This window comes from Pseudoalteromonas sp. G4 (genome assembly GCF_028875915.1).
In the GTDB taxonomy this organism is placed as follows: Bacteria; Pseudomonadota; Gammaproteobacteria; order Enterobacterales; family Alteromonadaceae; genus Pseudoalteromonas.
This window is the reverse complement of record NZ_JAPEHW010000050.1, coordinates 13,282-31,163: the sequence shown is the minus strand read 5'-3', so window position 1 is coordinate 31,163 and position 17,882 is coordinate 13,282. Positions and strand designations below refer to the sequence as shown.

The 17,882-nt window shown below is 39.9% G+C and carries 14 protein-coding genes; 4 read left to right on the top strand and 10 right to left on the bottom strand.

What is annotated here, in order from left to right; translation table 11 throughout:
* Positions 1 to 134 precede the first annotated feature (134 nt).
* From ON073_RS14100 to lptD, 7 genes are all read right to left on the bottom strand, one after another.
* Positions 135 to 2,150 carry a methyl-accepting chemotaxis protein gene (locus ON073_RS14100; protein ID WP_274762522.1) on the bottom strand — a complete coding sequence of 672 codons (2,016 nt, stop codon included), beginning with the start codon at positions 2,148 to 2,150 and terminating at the stop codon, positions 135 to 137.
* A gap of 162 nt (positions 2,151 to 2,312) precedes the next feature.
* Positions 2,313 to 3,143, bottom strand: coding sequence for a symmetrical bis(5'-nucleosyl)-tetraphosphatase (locus tag ON073_RS14095; RefSeq protein WP_274762521.1), 831 nt, complete (start codon positions 3,141 to 3,143; stop codon positions 2,313 to 2,315).
* A gap of 8 nt (positions 3,144 to 3,151) precedes the next feature.
* Positions 3,152 to 3,535 carry a Co2+/Mg2+ efflux protein ApaG gene (gene apaG, locus ON073_RS14090; RefSeq protein ID WP_274762520.1) on the bottom strand — a complete coding sequence of 128 codons (384 nt, stop codon included), beginning with the start codon at positions 3,533 to 3,535 and terminating at the stop codon, positions 3,152 to 3,154.
* Positions 3,519 to 4,325, bottom strand: a complete 807-nt coding sequence (gene rsmA, locus ON073_RS14085; RefSeq protein ID WP_274762519.1) for a 16S rRNA (adenine(1518)-N(6)/adenine(1519)-N(6))-dimethyltransferase RsmA — start codon at positions 4,323 to 4,325, stop codon at positions 3,519 to 3,521. Before rsmA ends, apaG begins: the two co-directional genes overlap by 17 nt.
* Positions 4,326 to 5,312: a 4-hydroxythreonine-4-phosphate dehydrogenase PdxA gene (gene pdxA / locus ON073_RS14080; protein WP_274762518.1), complete on the bottom strand. Its 987-nt coding sequence runs from the start codon at positions 5,310 to 5,312 to the stop codon at positions 4,326 to 4,328.
* Positions 5,313 to 5,314: 2 nt separating this feature from the next.
* Positions 5,315 to 6,601, bottom strand: a complete 1,287-nt coding sequence (surA, locus tag ON073_RS14075; protein ID WP_274762517.1) for a peptidylprolyl isomerase SurA — start codon at positions 6,599 to 6,601, stop codon at positions 5,315 to 5,317.
* A 20-nt stretch (positions 6,602 to 6,621) separates the two neighbouring features.
* On the bottom strand, positions 6,622 to 8,844 hold the full coding sequence (gene lptD / locus ON073_RS14070) for an LPS assembly protein LptD (protein ID WP_274762516.1): 2,223 nt from the start codon (positions 8,842 to 8,844) through the stop codon (positions 6,622 to 6,624).
* Between the two features lie 328 nt (positions 8,845 to 9,172).
* Here lptD and ON073_RS14065 point away from each other — a divergent pair, with 328 nt between their 5' ends.
* Genes ON073_RS14065 through djlA form a run of 3 tightly spaced genes read left to right on the top strand, consistent with a single transcriptional unit; the run spans position 9,173 to position 11,691 of the window.
* Positions 9,173 to 10,180: an aminoglycoside phosphotransferase family protein gene (locus ON073_RS14065; RefSeq protein WP_274762515.1), complete on the top strand. Its 1,008-nt coding sequence runs from the start codon at positions 9,173 to 9,175 to the stop codon at positions 10,178 to 10,180.
* A complete protein-coding gene (gene murU, locus ON073_RS14060; protein ID WP_274762514.1) occupies positions 10,177 to 10,851 on the top strand; it encodes an N-acetylmuramate alpha-1-phosphate uridylyltransferase MurU in 675 nt (224 codons plus the stop codon). Before ON073_RS14065 ends, murU begins: the two co-directional genes overlap by 4 nt.
* Complete coding sequence (gene djlA, locus ON073_RS14055; protein ID WP_274762513.1) at positions 10,852 to 11,691, top strand: co-chaperone DjlA; 840 nt, start codon at positions 10,852 to 10,854, stop codon at positions 11,689 to 11,691.
* Between the two features lie 20 nt (positions 11,692 to 11,711).
* On the opposite strand, the gene ON073_RS14050 is transcribed toward djlA, so the two are convergent.
* From ON073_RS14050 to rapA, 3 genes are all read right to left on the bottom strand, one after another.
* Entirely contained in the window at positions 11,712 to 12,506 is a 795-nt protein-coding gene (locus ON073_RS14050; RefSeq protein ID WP_274762512.1) for a DUF3530 family protein, read from the bottom strand.
* Positions 12,507 to 12,618: 112 nt separating this feature from the next.
* The gene (gene rluA / locus ON073_RS14045) at positions 12,619 to 13,272 is read right to left on the bottom strand and encodes a bifunctional tRNA pseudouridine(32) synthase/23S rRNA pseudouridine(746) synthase RluA (protein ID WP_274762511.1); all 654 of its coding nucleotides are present in this window, start codon (positions 13,270 to 13,272) and stop codon (positions 12,619 to 12,621) included.
* A 55-nt stretch (positions 13,273 to 13,327) separates the two neighbouring features.
* Positions 13,328 to 16,282, bottom strand: coding sequence for an RNA polymerase-associated protein RapA (gene rapA / locus ON073_RS14040; protein WP_274762510.1), 2,955 nt, complete (start codon positions 16,280 to 16,282; stop codon positions 13,328 to 13,330).
* 207 nt (positions 16,283 to 16,489) lie between these two features.
* On the opposite strand from rapA, the gene ON073_RS14035 reads away from it, so the two are divergent.
* Entirely contained in the window at positions 16,490 to 17,878 is a 1,389-nt protein-coding gene (locus ON073_RS14035; protein WP_274762509.1) for a PhoH family protein, read from the top strand.
* The last annotated feature ends 4 nt before the right edge of the window (positions 17,879 to 17,882 follow it).

Below are 17,882 nucleotides of genomic sequence, written 5' to 3'. Positions count from 1 at the left end.
TCAGAACTCAGAACGTTGATGCTTCAATTTTTGACGTTGTTCGCTTTGATTAAGTACTTAGAAAAGTAACTACTCCTAAAATTTAGACACAAAAAAGCCCACCGACATTGGTGGGCTTTTAAATTAATTTAGGATTAAACCTTAAACTCTTCTACAGAAAGTCTTAGCTCTTCTGCTAGTTTAGCAACTTCACTTGCAGAAGCAGATGTTTGGTTTGCACCCTCAGCGGTTTGCTCTGCGATAGCAACAATCGATTCTAAGCTTTCACTGATCTCTTGTGATACTTGGTGTTGCTCGCCTGCAGCTGTTGCAATTTGCTCACTTGCATCGTGTGCTTGTGATACTGCTTGCGTAATTTGTTCAAGCGCCGCTGCTGCTTGTTCTGATTGCTCTACACATGAATCAGCTTGCTGTTGACCTTTAGCCATAACAGCTACAGCTTCTTCTGCACCACTTTGCAGTGATTCAATCATAGCTTGGATTTCTTGAGTTGATTCTTGGGTTTTGCTTGCAAGTGAGCGTACTTCATCTGCTACAACAGCAAAACCTCGACCTTGCTCACCAGCTCGTGCAGCTTCAATTGCAGCGTTTAGTGCAAGTAAGTTTGTTTGCTCTGCAATACCTCTAATTACATCTAAAATACCGCCAATAGATGCGCTGTCTTGATGCAGTTTATTAATAACCTGAGACGCACCGGCAACTTCACGAGCAAGTTGTTCGATAGTTAGCTTGTTATTACTAGAAATTGTTTTAACGCGCTCAGCTTCATTGTCAGCTTGTTTAATTTCATGTAGCGCATCTTCAGCACTTTGTGTAACTGATTGTGAAGTGCTGCTCATCTCAGTAGTTGCTGTTGCCGCTTGTTCAACTTGTGCTCGTTGACTTTCAATAGCTTGGCTAGATTCAACTGTTACGGCTGATGTTTCCTCAGAAGCCGCAGCAAGCTGCGTAGAACGTGAAATAATACCTTGGATTAAGTTGCGTAAGTTGTCGGTTACGCGGTTTAAGCTTTTCGCTAATTCACCAAATTCATCTTTATTGCTATCGTCAAGGCGCATTGTCATATCGCCTTGCGCAACGTTATCAAGCACTTTATTGATTTCAGATAGCGGCTTAGTGATACGTTGTACTGTTAAGAACGCAATAACAATAGCAATAACAGTCGCAATGACCATACCTAACCATGTCCAAAGTTCCGCTTTTGATACGCTGCTTTCCACTTCTTTTCTAAGTTCTACAACAAGCGAATCTGAAAGGGAGGTGAGCTTATCTAACTGAGAGCTTGCTGTATTTGTGTCCTGTTCGGCAAGCGATAGGTTTGTTGTTGCTTCTTCAAGTTGTCTGATATGATTCTGCTTTACGTTAGCAAGTGATTTACTACCTTGGCCGTTTTCTTTCACAACAGCAAAATAGCTTTGGAAATCTTGGTATAAGTCTTCATCTGTTTGTTGAAACGTTTCTGAAAGAAGTTCGATATTGCGTTCAATGTCAGCAAGACTGTAGTTCACTTCGTTTGATAAAGTTTCTACTGTTGCCGCATTTTTAATATTTTTAAGATCTGTGCTGTTACTTACAATGCTAAGGAGTGCATTTTCAATATTTGAAACTGCTTGGTAAAGACGCTGTGATTTATCTTCAAGCTCTGCACTATCACTTAAGTCCAAAACGACAGTGCTAGCATCTTCTGCTGCAATTTCCAGTGTTTCTAACTGTGTTGTTAAACTGCTTTCAATTTGCAGTGCACTGGTTTTATTGTTTATAAGATTTTGTACTCTGCCAACAAAACTGTTGTAAGTTTTATCAACCGCTGAGGCGGCATTTGCCAGTTGTGCATCGCTGCTAACAACTTGTTTTAGTCGTTCATTTGATTTATCGAAATCTTCAGCTGCTGCGCGGTACTGATTTACTAGTCCCTGAAGCTGCTTACTGTTATCACTGTAATAAACTTGCAGCGCAAGTGCCTGCATTTTATTAAATGATACCTGAAGCTCATTGGTTGCTCTGAGCGCAGGAATTGAGAGTGTATTCACATGATTAGATGAATTACTGATGCTATTTATTCTAATTAGTGAATTGATACCTATGGTGATCAATAGAAGGGTGATAAGAATAAATCCACCCCAAATACGTTGGCTTACAGTCAACTTCATATTCATTCCTGTTTACAAATTGCCGACAAAGTGAATAAGTCTCTTTGGACTTTACAAATTTATCGACATACATGGATACAACTTTAGTTTAATCTAGCAAAGTCGCGGCTTTATTTCAGTAATTCTAGTTGATTAGTTTATAGTCATTACTAAAAATACAACTTAATTACTATTTTGATGTTCTTTGAAGTTATTGCAATAGTGTTTTTTTTGCGTTTTGAGTTCAAGCAGTGTCATGCGCTCACCCCAAACACAGCCTGTATCTAAAGCAAATAAATTAGTATAGGGGGTTTGGCCTTGAAGTGCTGCCCAATGCCCGAAGCACACGTTTATATTCTGATGATTTTTCTGTGTAACTTCAAACCAAGGCTGTAAGGTATTCTGTTTCTGAATTGCGGGTCCTTTATTGCTGAAATCCATTTTTCCGTTTGCGTCAACAAAGCGCATACGCGTAAATGCGTTTATAGTAAAAACAAAGCGGGATAACTTGTCATTTATATCTGAAATGCAGTTAACACTATTATCGTACATATTAGAAAGGTAAAAGGTCGCATTATCACCTTGGTATTTTTTCTCTGCTTTAGCCGCTAATTTGAGTGCTTGATTTACATCTAATTGTGGATTAAGACCGGCATGAGAGATCAATGTATTGTATTGCTCTAACCAGATAGCAAGAGGTTGTTGCTTAAGGAATTCAATATATTGAGCTAAATCTTTAGCTTCAAACAGGGATTGAAGACAATCTTTTGGGTTTGGTTTAGTGTTGGTGAAATACGTTGCTAAAAGGTGTAAGTCGTGATTACCTAAAGTAATACTGACACTGCCTTGTTGTTCGTATAAAAACTGAAGGCACTCTAGCGAATGTGGTCCCCGCGCGACGATATCACCAACAAGATACAGGTGATCTTGGCTAGCATTGAAATTCACAACGTCTAATAAGGTCATGAATTCATGATAACAGCCTTGCAGATCACCTATAACATAATCAGCCATAAGCTTTGTTAATGAAGTACGACATCACTTGCGAGACGGAACACCTTGATGGGCGCTTGAAACTCATTACCAAACTCATTACGCATTTGATAGTAGCCTTGCATCGTTCCTATTGGAGTGTCTAGCACTGCACCTGAGGTATAAGAATAACTTTCACCAGGACCTATGGTTGGGGTTTCACCTACCACGCCTTCACCTTCTACCTCGGTCTCTTTGCCATTAGCATCTGTAATAAGCCAATAGCGACTTAACAACTTAGTGGCACATAAGCTGTGATTTTTAATTGTAATGGTATAGGCAAAAACGTATTTATCTTTTTCTGGCTCAGACTGACCATCAACATAAAACGTTTCTACCGATACTTTAATTGGAGAATTACTGCTTGTTGTCATAAATCCAGTTTGCGATTTTTACAAATGTATCAAGAGAAAGATTTTCAGCACGAAGCGTTAAATCTAACCCTAAGTTTTCAATTTCTTCGGGTGTTAGTAAGTTAGATAAACTATTGCGAATAGTTTTGCGTCGTTGGTTGAACGCTTCTAAACAAACGGTATTTAAAAGTTTGGTGCTTTTTGCTTTTAATTGGTCTGGCGTTTTAGGGATTAGACGAATTACAGCTGAGTCAACTTTCGGCGCAGGTTTAAAACACTCTGGTGGTACATCAATGACAGGCATCGCATGGCAGTAGTATTGTGTCATAATACTTAATCTACCGAATGCTTTTGTACCAGGGCTTGCAACCATACGTTTAACGACTTCTTTTTGAAGCATAAAGTGCATGTGTTCTATATTTTGATAAAACTCGAACAAATGGAAAAGAAGTGGCGTAGATACGTTGTAAGGTAAATTACCAAATACTTTTAGCTTACGATCATCTGTGATTAAAGATGCAAAATCAAATTGCATCGCATCACCTTGATGCACGGTTAATTTACTCGCAAGAAAAGGATGATGAATTAAGCGATGAGCAAGATCTTTGTCAAGCTCTACAACCGTTAAGTGATCGGTTAAATCAGCAACAGGCTCAGTAATTGCACCAAGGCCAGGGCCAATTTCTACTAAATTATCGCCAGGTTTTGGATCAATTGCGGTAACAATTTTATCGATAATACTGGTATCGTGTAAAAAGTTCTGACCAAAACGTTTACGGGCGCGGTGCCCTAAGTGTACTTTATCATTCATTTATTGTGCGCTTTTACTTGCCATTTCAATTGCTTTTGAAATTGCTAATTCAAAACTTCCCACTTCCGCTTCACCTTTTGCTGCTAAATCAAGTGCAGTGCCATGATCCACTGAGGTGCGGATAAATGGCAGGCCAAGGGTAATGTTCACCGAATTACCAAATCCTTTGTATTTTAACACAGGTAATCCTTGATCGTGATACATTGCAAGCACGGCATCTGCATCTTTTAAGTATTTATCTTGAAATAAAGTATCTGCTGGTAACGGGCCAACTAGGTTAATGCCTTCATTTCTGAGTATTTCTAAGGTAGGTGAAATCACTTCAATTTCTTCTCTACCTAAATGACCATTTTCGCCCGCATGAGGGTTAAGGCCACAGACATAAATTTTAGGCGATGCAATGCCAAATTTAGTGGTTAAATCATGGTGAAGAATGCGCGTTACTTTGCTTAAACGATCTTCAGTAATCGCTTTAGATACATACGCCAGCGGGATATGAGTTGTCACTAAGGCAACACGTAATCCTTCGGTAGCAAGCATCATCACAACATCAGGCGTATTCGATTGTTGCGCAAAAAACTCAGTATGACCACTAAACGAAATACCGGCTTGGTTGATGATACCTTTATGCACAGGGCCAGTTACAACAGCTGCAAACTCACCTTGCATGTTGCCATCAGAGGCGTATTTCAAAGTATCAAGTACATACTGGCCATTGGCATCGTTAAGTTCACCTGCAACAACTTCTTCACTAATTGCAATGTGTTTTACAGTAAGTGAACCAGCAGTGTGCATTTTTGGTGCTTGTTGAGCATCGTAATCATTTAATGAAATATCAATGCCAAGTTGTTTTGCACGCGCTTTTAAAACCGATTTGTCTGCAATTACAACAAGTTCAGCAGGCCAATTTTGTTGCGCCAGTTGTAAAATTAAGTCTGGACCAATACCCGCAGGTTCACCGGGAGTAATTGCAATACGTAAAGTCATAATTATTCTTCTATTACTTCGATGTAAGCTTGTTCACGAAGCTCACGCTGGAAAGTAAAGCTTTCTTCTTTAAAACGGCGGTTAAAAATCATCTGGTGAGCGCGGTTTTGCTTCACTAATTCTGTCTTATCAGAGATGCGACGGTCCATTAGCTCCATAATGTGCCAACCAAATTGTGTTCTGAATGGTTCACTAATTTGACCTTTTTCTAAGCCAAGCGCAGTTTCTTTAAACTCACCTACCCAAGAATTAGGGTCAGTCCAATCATATGCACCGCCATTAAGAGCTGAGCCTGGATCTTCCGAGTGCTCTTTTGCAAGCTCAGCAAAATCTGCGTTACCCGCTTTTAAGTCAGTAACAAAGCCAGCAAGCATAGAACGCGCTTTTTCTTCAGAAACAATGATTGAAGGCTTAACTAAGATGTGGCGAACTTTAAGTTCAACCGCTTCAACAACCTCAACACCACGCACATCTTGTAATTTTACAATGTGGAAACCTGCACCTGAGCGAAGTGGACCAACGATATCGCCTTTTTTGTGGCCTTTAACGGCTTCAGCGAACAATGTTGGCATTTCATTGATGTTCATCCAACCTAGTTGACCACCTTCTAATGCCTTGGCACCACCGGACGAAGCAATCGCGATTTGTTTGAACTCACGACCTTCATTTAAAAGTCTTATAACAGCTTCAGCACGCTCTTTTTGTGCTTTAATTTCTTCAGCGGTAGCACCGTCTGGGATTTCAATCAGGATATGACCGACATTGTATTCTTCGTTGGTTTGGCCTTGTTGCTCTAGAATGCGAAGTAAGTTTTGTACTTCTTGAAGACTTACATATACACGACGCTCTACACTTGCGCGCATGGTACGGCTGGCGATCATTTCATTGCGAATTTCTTCACGGTATGTTTGGAAGTTATCGCCACTCGCTTCAAGTGAACGGCGCATATCATCAAGTGTTGCACCTTGCTCTGCAGCCATTTGTGTTAGCGTTTGGTCAAGTTGTGCATCCGAAATACGCAAACCAATTCGCTCACCCATTTGTAATAACAAAGTTTGGTCAATAAGTTTATCAATCGCCTGACGTCTAAGTGCTGTTTCAGAAGGCAGCTCTTGACCCGATTCTTTCGCGCGGTTTGTTACACGGTTAACCAGTGCATCAACTTCACTTTGAAGAACAACACCGTCGTTAACTTTTACCGCAACACTATCAAGTACGGTTTGGCTGTATGCGCTTTGGCAAAAAGCAAGTAGGGCAACGCCCGCGGTCATTAATCGTTTTAACTTCATTGATTTTTCTACTTACACATTTAATTTGTTAGAAAATAAGGTCTGCGATAACTAAAGATGCTTTGGTTGAGTAGTTTTTGCGCATCAAGACCCATTATAAATTTAATTTGAATACTCGAGTCAAATTTAGCTGATTCATTTTCAAATTGACCTACTGGCTTGTTTAAGTCAGTTTCAATTTGTCTACTACCAGATAATTGAATCGCCCAACAACATGACTGGTATTGTACACCAGTTAAAAATTCTACGCTGCGATCGCTTTCGAGATCACGTTGATAGCTTGAAACAAGTTGCCATTGCTCACCAATAGGGTAACTAGCAAACAGACCAATTTGTTCAATGGTATTTCCTGAGACATTATTTGCGTATCTATGGTTCAATTGAATTAGCTCATTATTATCACCCTTGTAATCGAGGGTTAAATGCGAGTTAACTAATTCGCTGCCATCTGTATCGTATTGCAGACCAGCAGACAAATACCAGTTTTTATGCCAATGAAGCATGGCTTCACTGGCGAATAGCGAATTGTAACTTGCGTTGTCGTCTATTTCTGATGGTTTCGCTTTATCTGAAACATAGAAAATCTGACCAATGCTAAAGTTAAACACTTCATTGTTTTGTTGGTTAAATATGCGTGTTGTCGCACCTAAAGTAAACTGGTTTGCCGTGGTAATTCTATCAACCCCAGAGAAGCGTTGTTCACGAAATAGTCCGTAAAAATCATCTTGTAATTTAACGGTATCGTATAAGCCAATATTAGATTGGTCTTTTTCTGGGATATATAAATATTGCGCTTTTGGTTCAAGTGTTTGCAAGCCTTTATCGACTAACCAGTGGGTGTCACGCTCAAAGTTGATTTGTCCGTAAAGGCGAAGCTTTGGCAAAGTTCGATTGACGTTTTCTTCAAATTGACTGCCAATTAAATCACCTTGTTGGTGATAATTGGTTTGCAGCACACTCACTTCTGAAAGAAAACTCCATGCATAATCGCTTACACCATAACTGAGTTTTGGTTCTAAATGCAGACGCGTCGCTTCTTCAACAATTGCTTCTTCATTTTGGAAATGAGCAAATTCACCGTTAAAGGTAAAATCAAATCCATAAAAATCAAATGCATTAATTTGGTTGAATGAAATTTGTGGTAACGCACGATAAGACTCTAAGTGATCACCTAATACTTCAAAGCCTTGTAGTTTAAAGTCGGTATGCCAGTTTTCACCTAAATGGGTTAATTGGATTAGGTGGTTTAGTTGGGTGTCTGTGCGATTGGCATAGCTTGAGCCCATATCATTGATGTAGTTGTCATCACTGATATTGGTAATATCAATTTGACCGCGCCAATTATCATCAATTTTACTGTATTGGCTAAAATGAAGCAGGTAACGACTATTGAGTTCCGGAGCCGAATCATCACTATTAAGGTATTCAATTGCCGCCATCCCCTGGTGTTCTTCGGTTAAATAGCGAAACTCCGTTTGTAACTGAAAGCCTTTGTTTGCCATATAACGTGGGGTAATGGTTGCATCCATATTAGGTGCAATGTTCCAGTAAAAAGGTGTCTCTATTTCTAAACCGTAACGGTTAGAGCTGGTGAATGTGGGCTCAATAAAACCTGACTTACGTTTATCCGAAATTGGGAAAGTAAAATAGGGAAGATAGAAAACCGGCGTATCGTAAATTTTAAGAACGGCACCATAGGTTTCACCCCAACCTTCTTCTTGCGATAACTTAATTTTTTTCGCATCAAGCGCCCACACAGGAGTTTCGCTTGGGCAAGTTGTAAAGCTAGCGTCTTCTAACAAAAGTGCTTGGTTAGTTACTTCAAGAAGCTTTGCTTCACCGCGACCAGCTTGTTGTGTGAACTGGTATTTTGCATCACCGAGTGATAATTCAGATGAGTTAAAGTTAGCAAAAAAGTGTTTTGATGAAATATAGCTATTAGTGTCTTGATAGATAATTGGACCAATCGCATTAAGCATGCCATTGAGTTTATCAAGCTCAGCACTTGAAGCAGTCAGACTCATCTGCGTTGAATCCATAACTACATTGCCACTAAAAAGCGCTTTATTTCGACCTGCGAGTTCAACGGTATCAGCGTTAATAGCCAGTTGCCCTAAGGCTAGGTCAGAAGTTGATTGCCAACTAAGGTTTGGATCTGTTTCACATAGGGAAAACATATCTGAAGCACTTGCTATAGGTGACATAAATATCAGTGTTGCCAATATGCCAAAAGGGCGTTTCATTAATCAGATAACCTTGTGAAAAAGAGTATATTTAAGTTTGGTGTCACACCATATTTAACATAGGTGGTCTTTTGTCAAAATTCTTATAAAAACCCAAACAGTATTACTTTTTGCAGCATCAAATTTATATCGTTTGTACGAAATTTAAACTGACAGCGTTAATACACTCTAGAATAATTTAATTTTAATGATTTCTCTCATTACTTGAGCTGGTAATATACCATTGAAAAGAGAAAAATACTTGTGCAATTAAGCGTCATTTGTACTCTGTTACCAAATGGCAAAGGACAATGCACGATTTGTAATTAATTGTAGTAGGGGTTAAGCCTTGCATAACCAAATGTTTGATGCGTTTTTAACGCAAAACTTACCTAATTTAAAAGAACAACAGTCATTAAATATTAAGCTCATAACAGGAGATGCAAGTTTTCGTAAATACTATCGTGTTAGCGTTTTAAGCCAAAGCTACATTCTTATGGTATCACCGCCAGAACTGGTTAATAACGAGCCTTTTATTGAACTTAACACTTTGTTTAATCAAGGTGATTTTAAAGTGCCAAGTATTCTAGCTGTGGATAGAGAACACGGTTTTCTGTTAATCGAAGACTTAGGAAGTACTCACTTTGCTGATTGTTTAGGGCAGGGAAAAGATACTGAATTGTATCAACAAGCCATTGCGTTATTGCCGCAAATCGCCACTTTACCGTCAAGCTCAGCGATGAAACCGTATGATGCTGCCTTTATCGACCTTGAACTTGAGATTTTCAATGAATGGCTAGTGCAAAATTTTTGCAAAATTGAAATGGATGTTGGTGCCAAAAAGAATTGGCAACAAGTTAAGCAGCAGTTGATTAATGCGCTTGAAATGCAACCTAAAGTGACTATGCATCGCGACTACCACAGTCGTAATTTAATGTTATGGAATGAACAATGGGCGATTATCGATTACCAAGATGCAGTACAAGGACCGCTTACTTACGATTTAGTTTCATTGACTAAAGATTGCTACCAAGTACTTCCTCAGGCCCTTCGCAATTCGCTGGTAAAATATGGTTTTACACAATATGAAAAAGCGGGCTTAACTCATGGGCTTAGTTACAGCGATTTTGAAATGCTTTACACCCTGACAGGCATTCAACGTCATTTAAAAGCCGCAGGTATTTTTTGCCGTTTGAGTTTGCGTGATGGTAAACAAGGCTACTTGCCGCATGTGCTTGATACTTTAAATTATGTTATTGAAGCCTGTAAAGAAGTGGCAAATGCATTCCCAGTACTTGGTTATTTTGCTGAGTGGTTACAAGTAAGCGTGAAACCACAATTGGAGACAAAACTGTGAAAGCTATGATCTTGGCTGCAGGTCGTGGTAAACGCATGATGCCACTCACTGAACATATGCCGAAACCGATGCTCACCGTTAATGGAAAACCGCTTCTTCAATATCATATTGAGCGCTTAGCTAGTGCAGGTATTAAAGAGATAGTGATAAACCTTGCTTGGTGTGGTGATGTTATTCGCAGCACACTAGGTGATGGCAGTGAATTTGGGGTTCGCCTTATTTACAGTGATGAAGGTGGCGAAGGTCTTGAAACCGCAGGCGGTATTCTTAATGCATTAGATCTTTTATCGGATACTTTTATTGTTATTAACGGCGATATTTACACTGATTACGATGTATCCAGTTTGACACAAATTGCATTATTGCCTCACCAAGCGCATTTAGTATTGGTTGAAAATCCAGAGCACAATCCAAGCGGTGATTTTTCAATTCTCCAAGGATTTGCGCATTGTGATGAAAATAAAGAAGATAAACATACATTTGCAGGTATTGCGCTTTATCACAAATCATTTTTTGCAGAGCGAGAAACAGCATTTTTACCATTAGCACCGATGTTACGTGAGAAAATGGCTGAGAAGTTAGTTACCGCAGAGCTTTATATTGGTAAGTGGTTCGATATCGGCACGCCAGAGCGATTGGCAGAGATTAACCAACAGGAGTTAAATAGCTAAATGTGGGGAAAGTTATTAGGTGCCGGGTTTGGTTTTTTATTTGGTAAATGGTTAGGGGCTATTTTAGGTTTTTATCTGGGGCATCTATTTGACCGTGGTTTAAAACAAGACTTCAATAAAGCCGGTGGCTTTCAAGGTTTTTTTGATAATAGTTCTGTGTCAGAAAAACAGGCGTTATTTTCATACACTTGTTTTGCCGTTATGGGGCACATTGCTAAATCAAATGGCCGTGTAAACGAGCAGCATATCTCTGTCGCATCACGTTTTATGGATGAAATGGGGTTGTCGGGCGATGCACGCCGCGATGCGCAAAATGCATTTCGCAGTGGTAAAGAGGCAGATTTTCCTTTTAAATCTGTGCTTAAAGATTTTCGCGATCGCTTTTCTGGCCGTTATGATTTAATTCAGCTGTTCCTCGAAATTCAAATCCAAATGGCGTTTAGCGATGGTGAGCTGAGTGACAAAGAGCGTGAACTACTTAAACAGGTTAGCAAGCTAATTGGCATCAATAATGCCCATTTCAGCTTTATTTTAAAGCGCTACAAAGCTGAGTTTGAATTTCATCGCTACCAACATTCTAAGCAAAATCAACAACAATCACATCGTTCATCAGGTAGTGCTTCGCAAACTAATGGGTTATCTCGTAGTAGCGCATTGCAAGTATTGGGTTTAGATGAAAGTGCCGATGAAAAGGCTATTAAAAAGGCGTATCGTAAACTGATGGCGCAACATCACCCAGATAAGCTGGTATCACAAGGTTTACCGCCCGAAATGATGCAGCTTGCGAAGCAAAAAAGCCAAGATATTCAAGCGGCTTATGAGCTTTTAAAAGGCAAGTAATTCGAGCTTAATCAATTAACTTAAAGACCAAGCCAAGTAAGGAAACCATAGATTTCTTTTGATAGTCGTTGGTGTTGTTGCTCACTTGATTGGCTGCCAAATAATGTTCGCTGGCGATAATTAAGTTTGTGATTGCGCCGCGCTAACTTTTTCCTTAATTCCATTTGTTGGCTTAACCAATGGTTGTGGCTTTGATAAAAAATATCGAGTGTTGGCCAAGTAGTTGTGGTGATGGTTTGGTTTAATGCTTTATTTTTTTGTGGTTCATTATAAAAATTATTTAAAAGCACTAAGGCATCAATCGGCTCTGAGCTTTGTTGGTTTAAATAACTATTAAGAATCGCACCACTTTGCCCTTGAGTAATTACAATAACAAAACCTGGGTGAGTCAGTGCTTGCTGATACATTGCTTTAAAGCGACTAGTTAAACTTAAAGCGTAGGCGTCAAAATCTGGTTTTGTATATTGTGAAAGGCTTGGCGCGAGGCTTAAATTGTCGTTTTCGGGCAGCTCTTCGTTATTAATTCGCGGCGAACTTCCTGCGCTAATACTGTAGGTTATCCAGCCGTAATCGCTTAAAGATTTACGTAAAAAATCGATGCCACGGTCATTGGTCTGGGTGAGATGCCAATCGGCAATTAAGATCGCCACGCCTTTATCAAATTCAGCAGTATGATCGCGAAACAACGCGGTTATTTCATTTTCGCCAGCCATCACATTAACAACTTCAGATTTATCGTAGTAATGGCTAATATCTTGGTTTCCTTGAAGCTCTTTATTTATAGGCGCAAGCCATTCAACCTCTTTAGCATTCACTAAAAATGGTAGGCTTAAACAAATTAAAAGAGTTAAGAAAGTTCTAAAGTTCACACGCGTAAATAATTATTCGATTTTTAAGTTTATCGACATACTTAGCGAATATTTTAGTTTAAAAATCAGGTTCTGAGTAAAAACTAAGTTGTTCTTGTGTAACCGGATGGGTAAAACTTAAATACTCTGCATGGAGTTGTAAACGAGGTGCCATTGCTAGTGCCTCTGGATGCGCATAAAGGCGATCGCCCAAAATCACATGACCAAGTGATAGCATGTGTACACGTAACTGATGTGAACGACCTGTAATTGGCGTAAGGGCAACAAGGGTTGCATTTTCTTCATACGCGATAACTTCATAATGCGTCAGTGATGGTTTGCCGCGTTCATGATCCACCATTTGTTTAGGGCGATTTGGCCAATCGCAAATTAGGGGTAAATCTACCGAGCCTGTTGTGGGCTCAAGCTTACCGAAAATACGCGCAATATAACGCTTTTTAGTTTCTCTATCTTGAAACTGACGGCTAATTTCACGATGGGCAGGTTTGTTGAGTGCTAAGCAGATAATGCCTGAAGTTGCCATATCTAACCGGTGCACTATGGTAGCCGTTGGAAACACTAAATTAACGCGGTTGATTAGGCTGTCTTTATGTTCAGGTGCTTTACCTGGAACGGTTAATAACCCACTTGGTTTATTCAATATAATCAAGTCATTATCTTGGTACAGGATATTGATATATGGTGAGGTTGGTGGGTTATAGTTTAACAGCACAGAGATTCCAGCAAAAAAATAGGGCTTAATCAGCCCTATTTTAAAGCAATTATGCTTAGTGAGAAACCACTATTAAGCGGATGGCATCAAGCTTAAGCTCTGCTTTTTCAACATGCTCAAGCAATTGTGCTTTTTGCTTCTCAAGGTAAAACAGCTCATCTTCACGGACGTTTGGATTAAGTTGTTTTAATGATTTCAAACGCGCTAACTCATCATCTAAGTTAGTATTAACACTGCTTCTAGCGCTTTCTTTCAGCTTTGCTAATTGCTCTTTTGCAGCGTTAGTCGCCTTTTCAATCAATGGGTGAACACTTGATTGTAAAGCAGAAGCTAGCTTGCTCGCTGTTTGTTTACCTACAGCATTAAGTTGCTGATTAAAGGTATCAAATGCAACATTGGCTGCTAAATCATTGCCGTTTTTATCAAGCAATAAGCGTACAGGTGTAGTCGGTAAGAAGCGGCCCATTTGCAGTGCTTTAGGCGCGCTTGTTTCCGCAAGATAAATAAGCTCTACAAAGAAGCTACCCGCAGGTAGTTGTTTGTTTTTCAAAAGAGCAACTGATGTCGTACCTAAGTCATCATCAATAATTAGCTCCATTGCACCTTGTACCATTGGGTGATCCCAACTTAAAAAGTGAACGTCTTCTTGTGCAAGTGCTGTGTCACGGTCAAAGGTTACGGTAATTCCTTCATCACGTAAGCAAGGGAAAGACGGCGTTAGCATGTGCTCAGTAGGTTTTAAAACAATCGAGTTTTCTCCGCGGTCTTCTTGCGAGATACCAAAAATATCAAATACCTTAATCATAAACATTGGTAATGCAGTTTGATTATCAAGGGCTTCAATATCTTCAACCAGTTGCTCTGAGCGGCCTTGGCCTTTTGAATGTAGCTCAAGTAAACGGTCGCGTCCTTGCTCCATTTTTTGTTTAAGCGCTTGGTTTTGCTTATTTACTGATTCAAGTAACGGATCAAGCTCTTCTTCATCTGTAAGCGCTTGGTTTTGCTTATTTACTGATTCAAGTAACGGATCAAGCTCTTCTTCATCTGTATTATGATTCGCGACAAGCTCTAGTAACTCATCTTTGAACTCTGAATACAGTAATTGACCTGTTGTGAGCGTATGTTCAAAAGCTTCAAGTGCTTCATGATACCAGCGGAAAAGAACCTCTTGCGCGGTATTTTCAAAGTAAGGAACATGAATTTTAATATCTTCACTTTGACCAATACGGTCTAAGCGGCCAATGCGCTGCTCAAGTAAATCTGGGTTTAATGGCAGATCAAATAAAATAAGGTGATGGGCGAACTGGAAGTTACGACCTTCAGAACCAATTTCAGAGCAAATTAAAACCTGTGCTGCATCTTCTTGCTCGGCAAAATAGGCCGCTGCACGGTCACGCTCAATAATGCTCATGCCTTCATGGAAAACGGCTGCCTTAATACCTTCACTTTCGCGAATGGCTTGTTCAAGGCTAAGGGCAGTTTGTGCTTCGCTACAAATAACCAGTACTTTTTCGCGTTTTAGTTCAAGTAGTTTTTCTGCTAGCCATTCAACACGTGGGTCGAATTGTGCCCAGCTAGCTGATTCACCTTCAAATTCTTGGAAAATTTTCTCTGGAAATAGGGCGCGTTTAGCACGCATTTCAGCATCTTTTAAGCCCGCAATATTCCCCATTACGTTCATTGCTGTAGTGTATTGCTTTGGCATTTCAACAGGGTAAGCGTGAAGCTCGCGTGATGGAAAACCTTGAATACTGCTACGGCTGTTTCTAAACAAAATACGGCCAGTACCATGTCTATCAAGTAGCATTGAGAGTATTTCATTTTTAGCTGCTTGCTCACCTTGCTCCACTTGGCTGAGCAAAGTTGAAATATCACTTTCTTTTAAAAGCGATGTTAACGTGGCTTTAGCGTTATCACTTAGAGCTTCATCTGCAAGCAGTTGGTTTGCCGCATCGGCAACTTCTTGATAATGACTTTCTTCTTCAACAAACGCCTGATAATCGTAGAAACGGTTTTCATCCAGCAGCTTTAAGCGCGCAAAATGACTTTCATGCCCTAGTTGATCTGGTGTTGCTGTTAGTAGAATTAACCCTGGAATATCTTGGCTTAACTCGGCAATGCGGTTGTATTCGGTGCTCGATTTCTTTTCGCTCCACTTTAAGTGGTGCGCTTCATCAACTACCAGTAAATCCCAATCGGCAAGTGTTGCTTGTTCAAACCACGTTTTCTTTTTCGATAGGAATTCAAGACTGGTTAGAATGAGCTGCTCTGTTTCAAATGGGTTTGCAGCATCGGCATAGGCTTCTGTACAACGCTCATCATCAAAAATTGAAAACTGTAAGTTGAAACGACGTAACATTTCAACTAACCATTGGTGTTGTAAGTTTTCAGGTACCACAATAAGTACGCGAGAAGCGCGACCCGTCAGCACTTGCTGGTGAATGATCATACCGGCTTCAATGGTTTTACCAAGACCAACTTCATCAGACAGTAATACGCGTGGTGCAAAACGTTTACCAACTTCTTCGGCAATATAAAGCTGGTGTGGAATTAAACTAGCACGTGCCCCCACTAAGCCTTTTAAGCTAGATTGTTGGTTTTGGTGCACATGGCTAAGTGTATTATGACGCAGCGTAAAGCGGTCAAAACGGTCAATTTGACCTGAAAATAGTTTATCTTGTGGCTTATTAAATTTAATAAAATGATCAAGAAAAGTTTCTTTTAAGGCAACTTGTTCTTGGTTATCTTCACGTGTGCCAAGATAAGTAAATAATCCATTTTCTTCTTCAATTTGTTCAACAATGAGTTCCCACTCGTCAACACTACGCACTTTATCACCCACATTAAATGCGACTCGGGTTACGGGTGCTTCAGAAATACTGTACACACGGCTTTCACCACTGGCTGGGAATAAAATGGTGACTTGGCGTCCTTCACAGGCTACTACCGTACCTAAGCCTAAATCTGATTCGGTGTCGCTGATCCAGCGTTGACCTAAAGAAAAGCTCATTTTTAACTCGCTACTATCGAAAAAAGGCGGCTATGTTACCTAGATTTCTCGTTGGATTCACCTGTTAATTTTTAGCCACTTTAATGTTTGTATTTTATCCAGAATTTTGAACTTTTTTTGTCATAAAAGAGCCAAATTCTTGAAATAGACTAAACTTAAAAGTAAAGCAAAAACGATAAACCCGCCAGCTAAGAGAAGGAACAGCTTATGGGAAAAGTGCGCAATAACGATAATAAACTTTATGTATTAGATACCAACGTATTACTTCACGAACCTTTCGCTTTTTTATCTTTCCAAGAACATCAAGTCGTTATCCCAATGACTGTACTCGAAGAACTCGACCACATTAAAGATCGCAAAAAAGATGTGAGCCGTGACGCGCGTATTGCTATTAGAGCATTAGACGATGTACTTAGAGATGCAACACCGGAAGAGATGCTTGCCGGAGTCGACTTATCAGGAGTAACCAAAAATTGTACCGGTAAGTTAACCATCGTCAATGATCATATTTTTGAAGATGCGGTGTCTGGTCTACCGAGTGATGAAAATGATCATCGAATTATTAATACGGCACTTCATTTACAGCAGTTACGCGCTGAGGTGAAAGTGGTTTTAGTCACTAAAGACATCAATATGCGCCTTAAAGCAAAAGGTGCAGGACTTGAGTTTGTCGAAGATTATCGTACCGACCAACTGATAGATGATATTAGTCTATTAACTAGTGGTTACAAAAAGCTCGATGGCGATTTTTGGGCTCATGTGAAAGAGTGCGACAGTGAGCAAAGTGGCCGTGACACCTATCATACGGTGCCGCGTAATTTATTAAACGAAGTGTTTATTAATGAATACTTGCTTGATGAAACAGGCCATTTTGCGGCGCGTGTAGTGGATTACGATGAAGAGCATATCAAGTTACTTGATTTAGGCTTTGAACGCATTATGGGGCGCAGTGCTTGGGGGATACAGCCCAAGAATGTGTATCAAGCAATGGCAATTAATGCGCTGCTTGATCCACAAATGGATTTAGTAATTCTCACAGGGCCTGCAGGCTGTGGTAAAACCTTACTAGCCTTAGCCTGTGCACTTGAACTGGTAATTGAGCGCGGTATGTACGACAAAATAATTGTTACGCGAAATACCCCTGAAATTGCCGAATCAATCGGTTTTTTACCGGGCACTGAAGAAGAAAAAATGATGCCTTGGCTTGCCGCCATTACTGACTCATTAGAAGTGTTACATAAAAATGACGAAAATCCAATTTCAAGCCGTAACTACATAATGGAGAAGGCAAATATTCAGTTTAAGTCGATTAACTTTATGCGCGGTCGCAGTATTCAAAATGCCATTGTAATTTTGGATGAAAGTCAAAACCTAACGGCATCACAGTTAAAAACTATCATCACTCGCTGTGGTGAAGGCACTAAATTGATTTGCTCAGGTAACTTGGCACAAATAGATAGTAACTATTTAACACCAGTTACTTCAGGTTTAACCTATATTGTTGAAAGGTTTAAGGACTTTCAAGGTAGCAGCACGATTAACTTAAATGGTGTAGTACGAAGCCGCCTTGCAAGCTTCGCTGAAGAAAACTTATAAATTA

Coding starts and splice junctions, on each gene's coding strand:
- ON073_RS14100 (WP_274762522.1), bottom strand. CDS start 2,150: ATGAAGTTGACTGTAAGCCAACGTATTTGGGGTGGATTTATTCTTATC.
- ON073_RS14095 (WP_274762521.1), bottom strand. CDS start 3,143: ATGGCTGATTATGTTATAGGTGATCTGCAAGGCTGTTATCATGAATTC.
- apaG (WP_274762520.1), bottom strand. CDS start 3,535: ATGACAACAAGCAGTAATTCTCCAATTAAAGTATCGGTAGAAACGTTT.
- rsmA (WP_274762519.1), bottom strand. CDS start 4,325: ATGAATGATAAAGTACACTTAGGGCACCGCGCCCGTAAACGTTTTGGT.
- pdxA (WP_274762518.1), bottom strand. CDS start 5,312: ATGACTTTACGTATTGCAATTACTCCCGGTGAACCTGCGGGTATTGGT.
- surA (WP_274762517.1), bottom strand. CDS start 6,601: ATGAAGTTAAAACGATTAATGACCGCGGGCGTTGCCCTACTTGCTTTT.
- lptD (WP_274762516.1), bottom strand. CDS start 8,844: ATGAAACGCCCTTTTGGCATATTGGCAACACTGATATTTATGTCACCT.
- djlA (WP_274762513.1), top strand. CDS start 10,852: ATGTGGGGAAAGTTATTAGGTGCCGGGTTTGGTTTTTTATTTGGTAAA.
- rapA (WP_274762510.1), bottom strand. CDS start 16,282: ATGAGCTTTTCTTTAGGTCAACGCTGGATCAGCGACACCGAATCAGAT.
- ON073_RS14035 (WP_274762509.1), top strand. CDS start 16,490: ATGGGAAAAGTGCGCAATAACGATAATAAACTTTATGTATTAGATACC.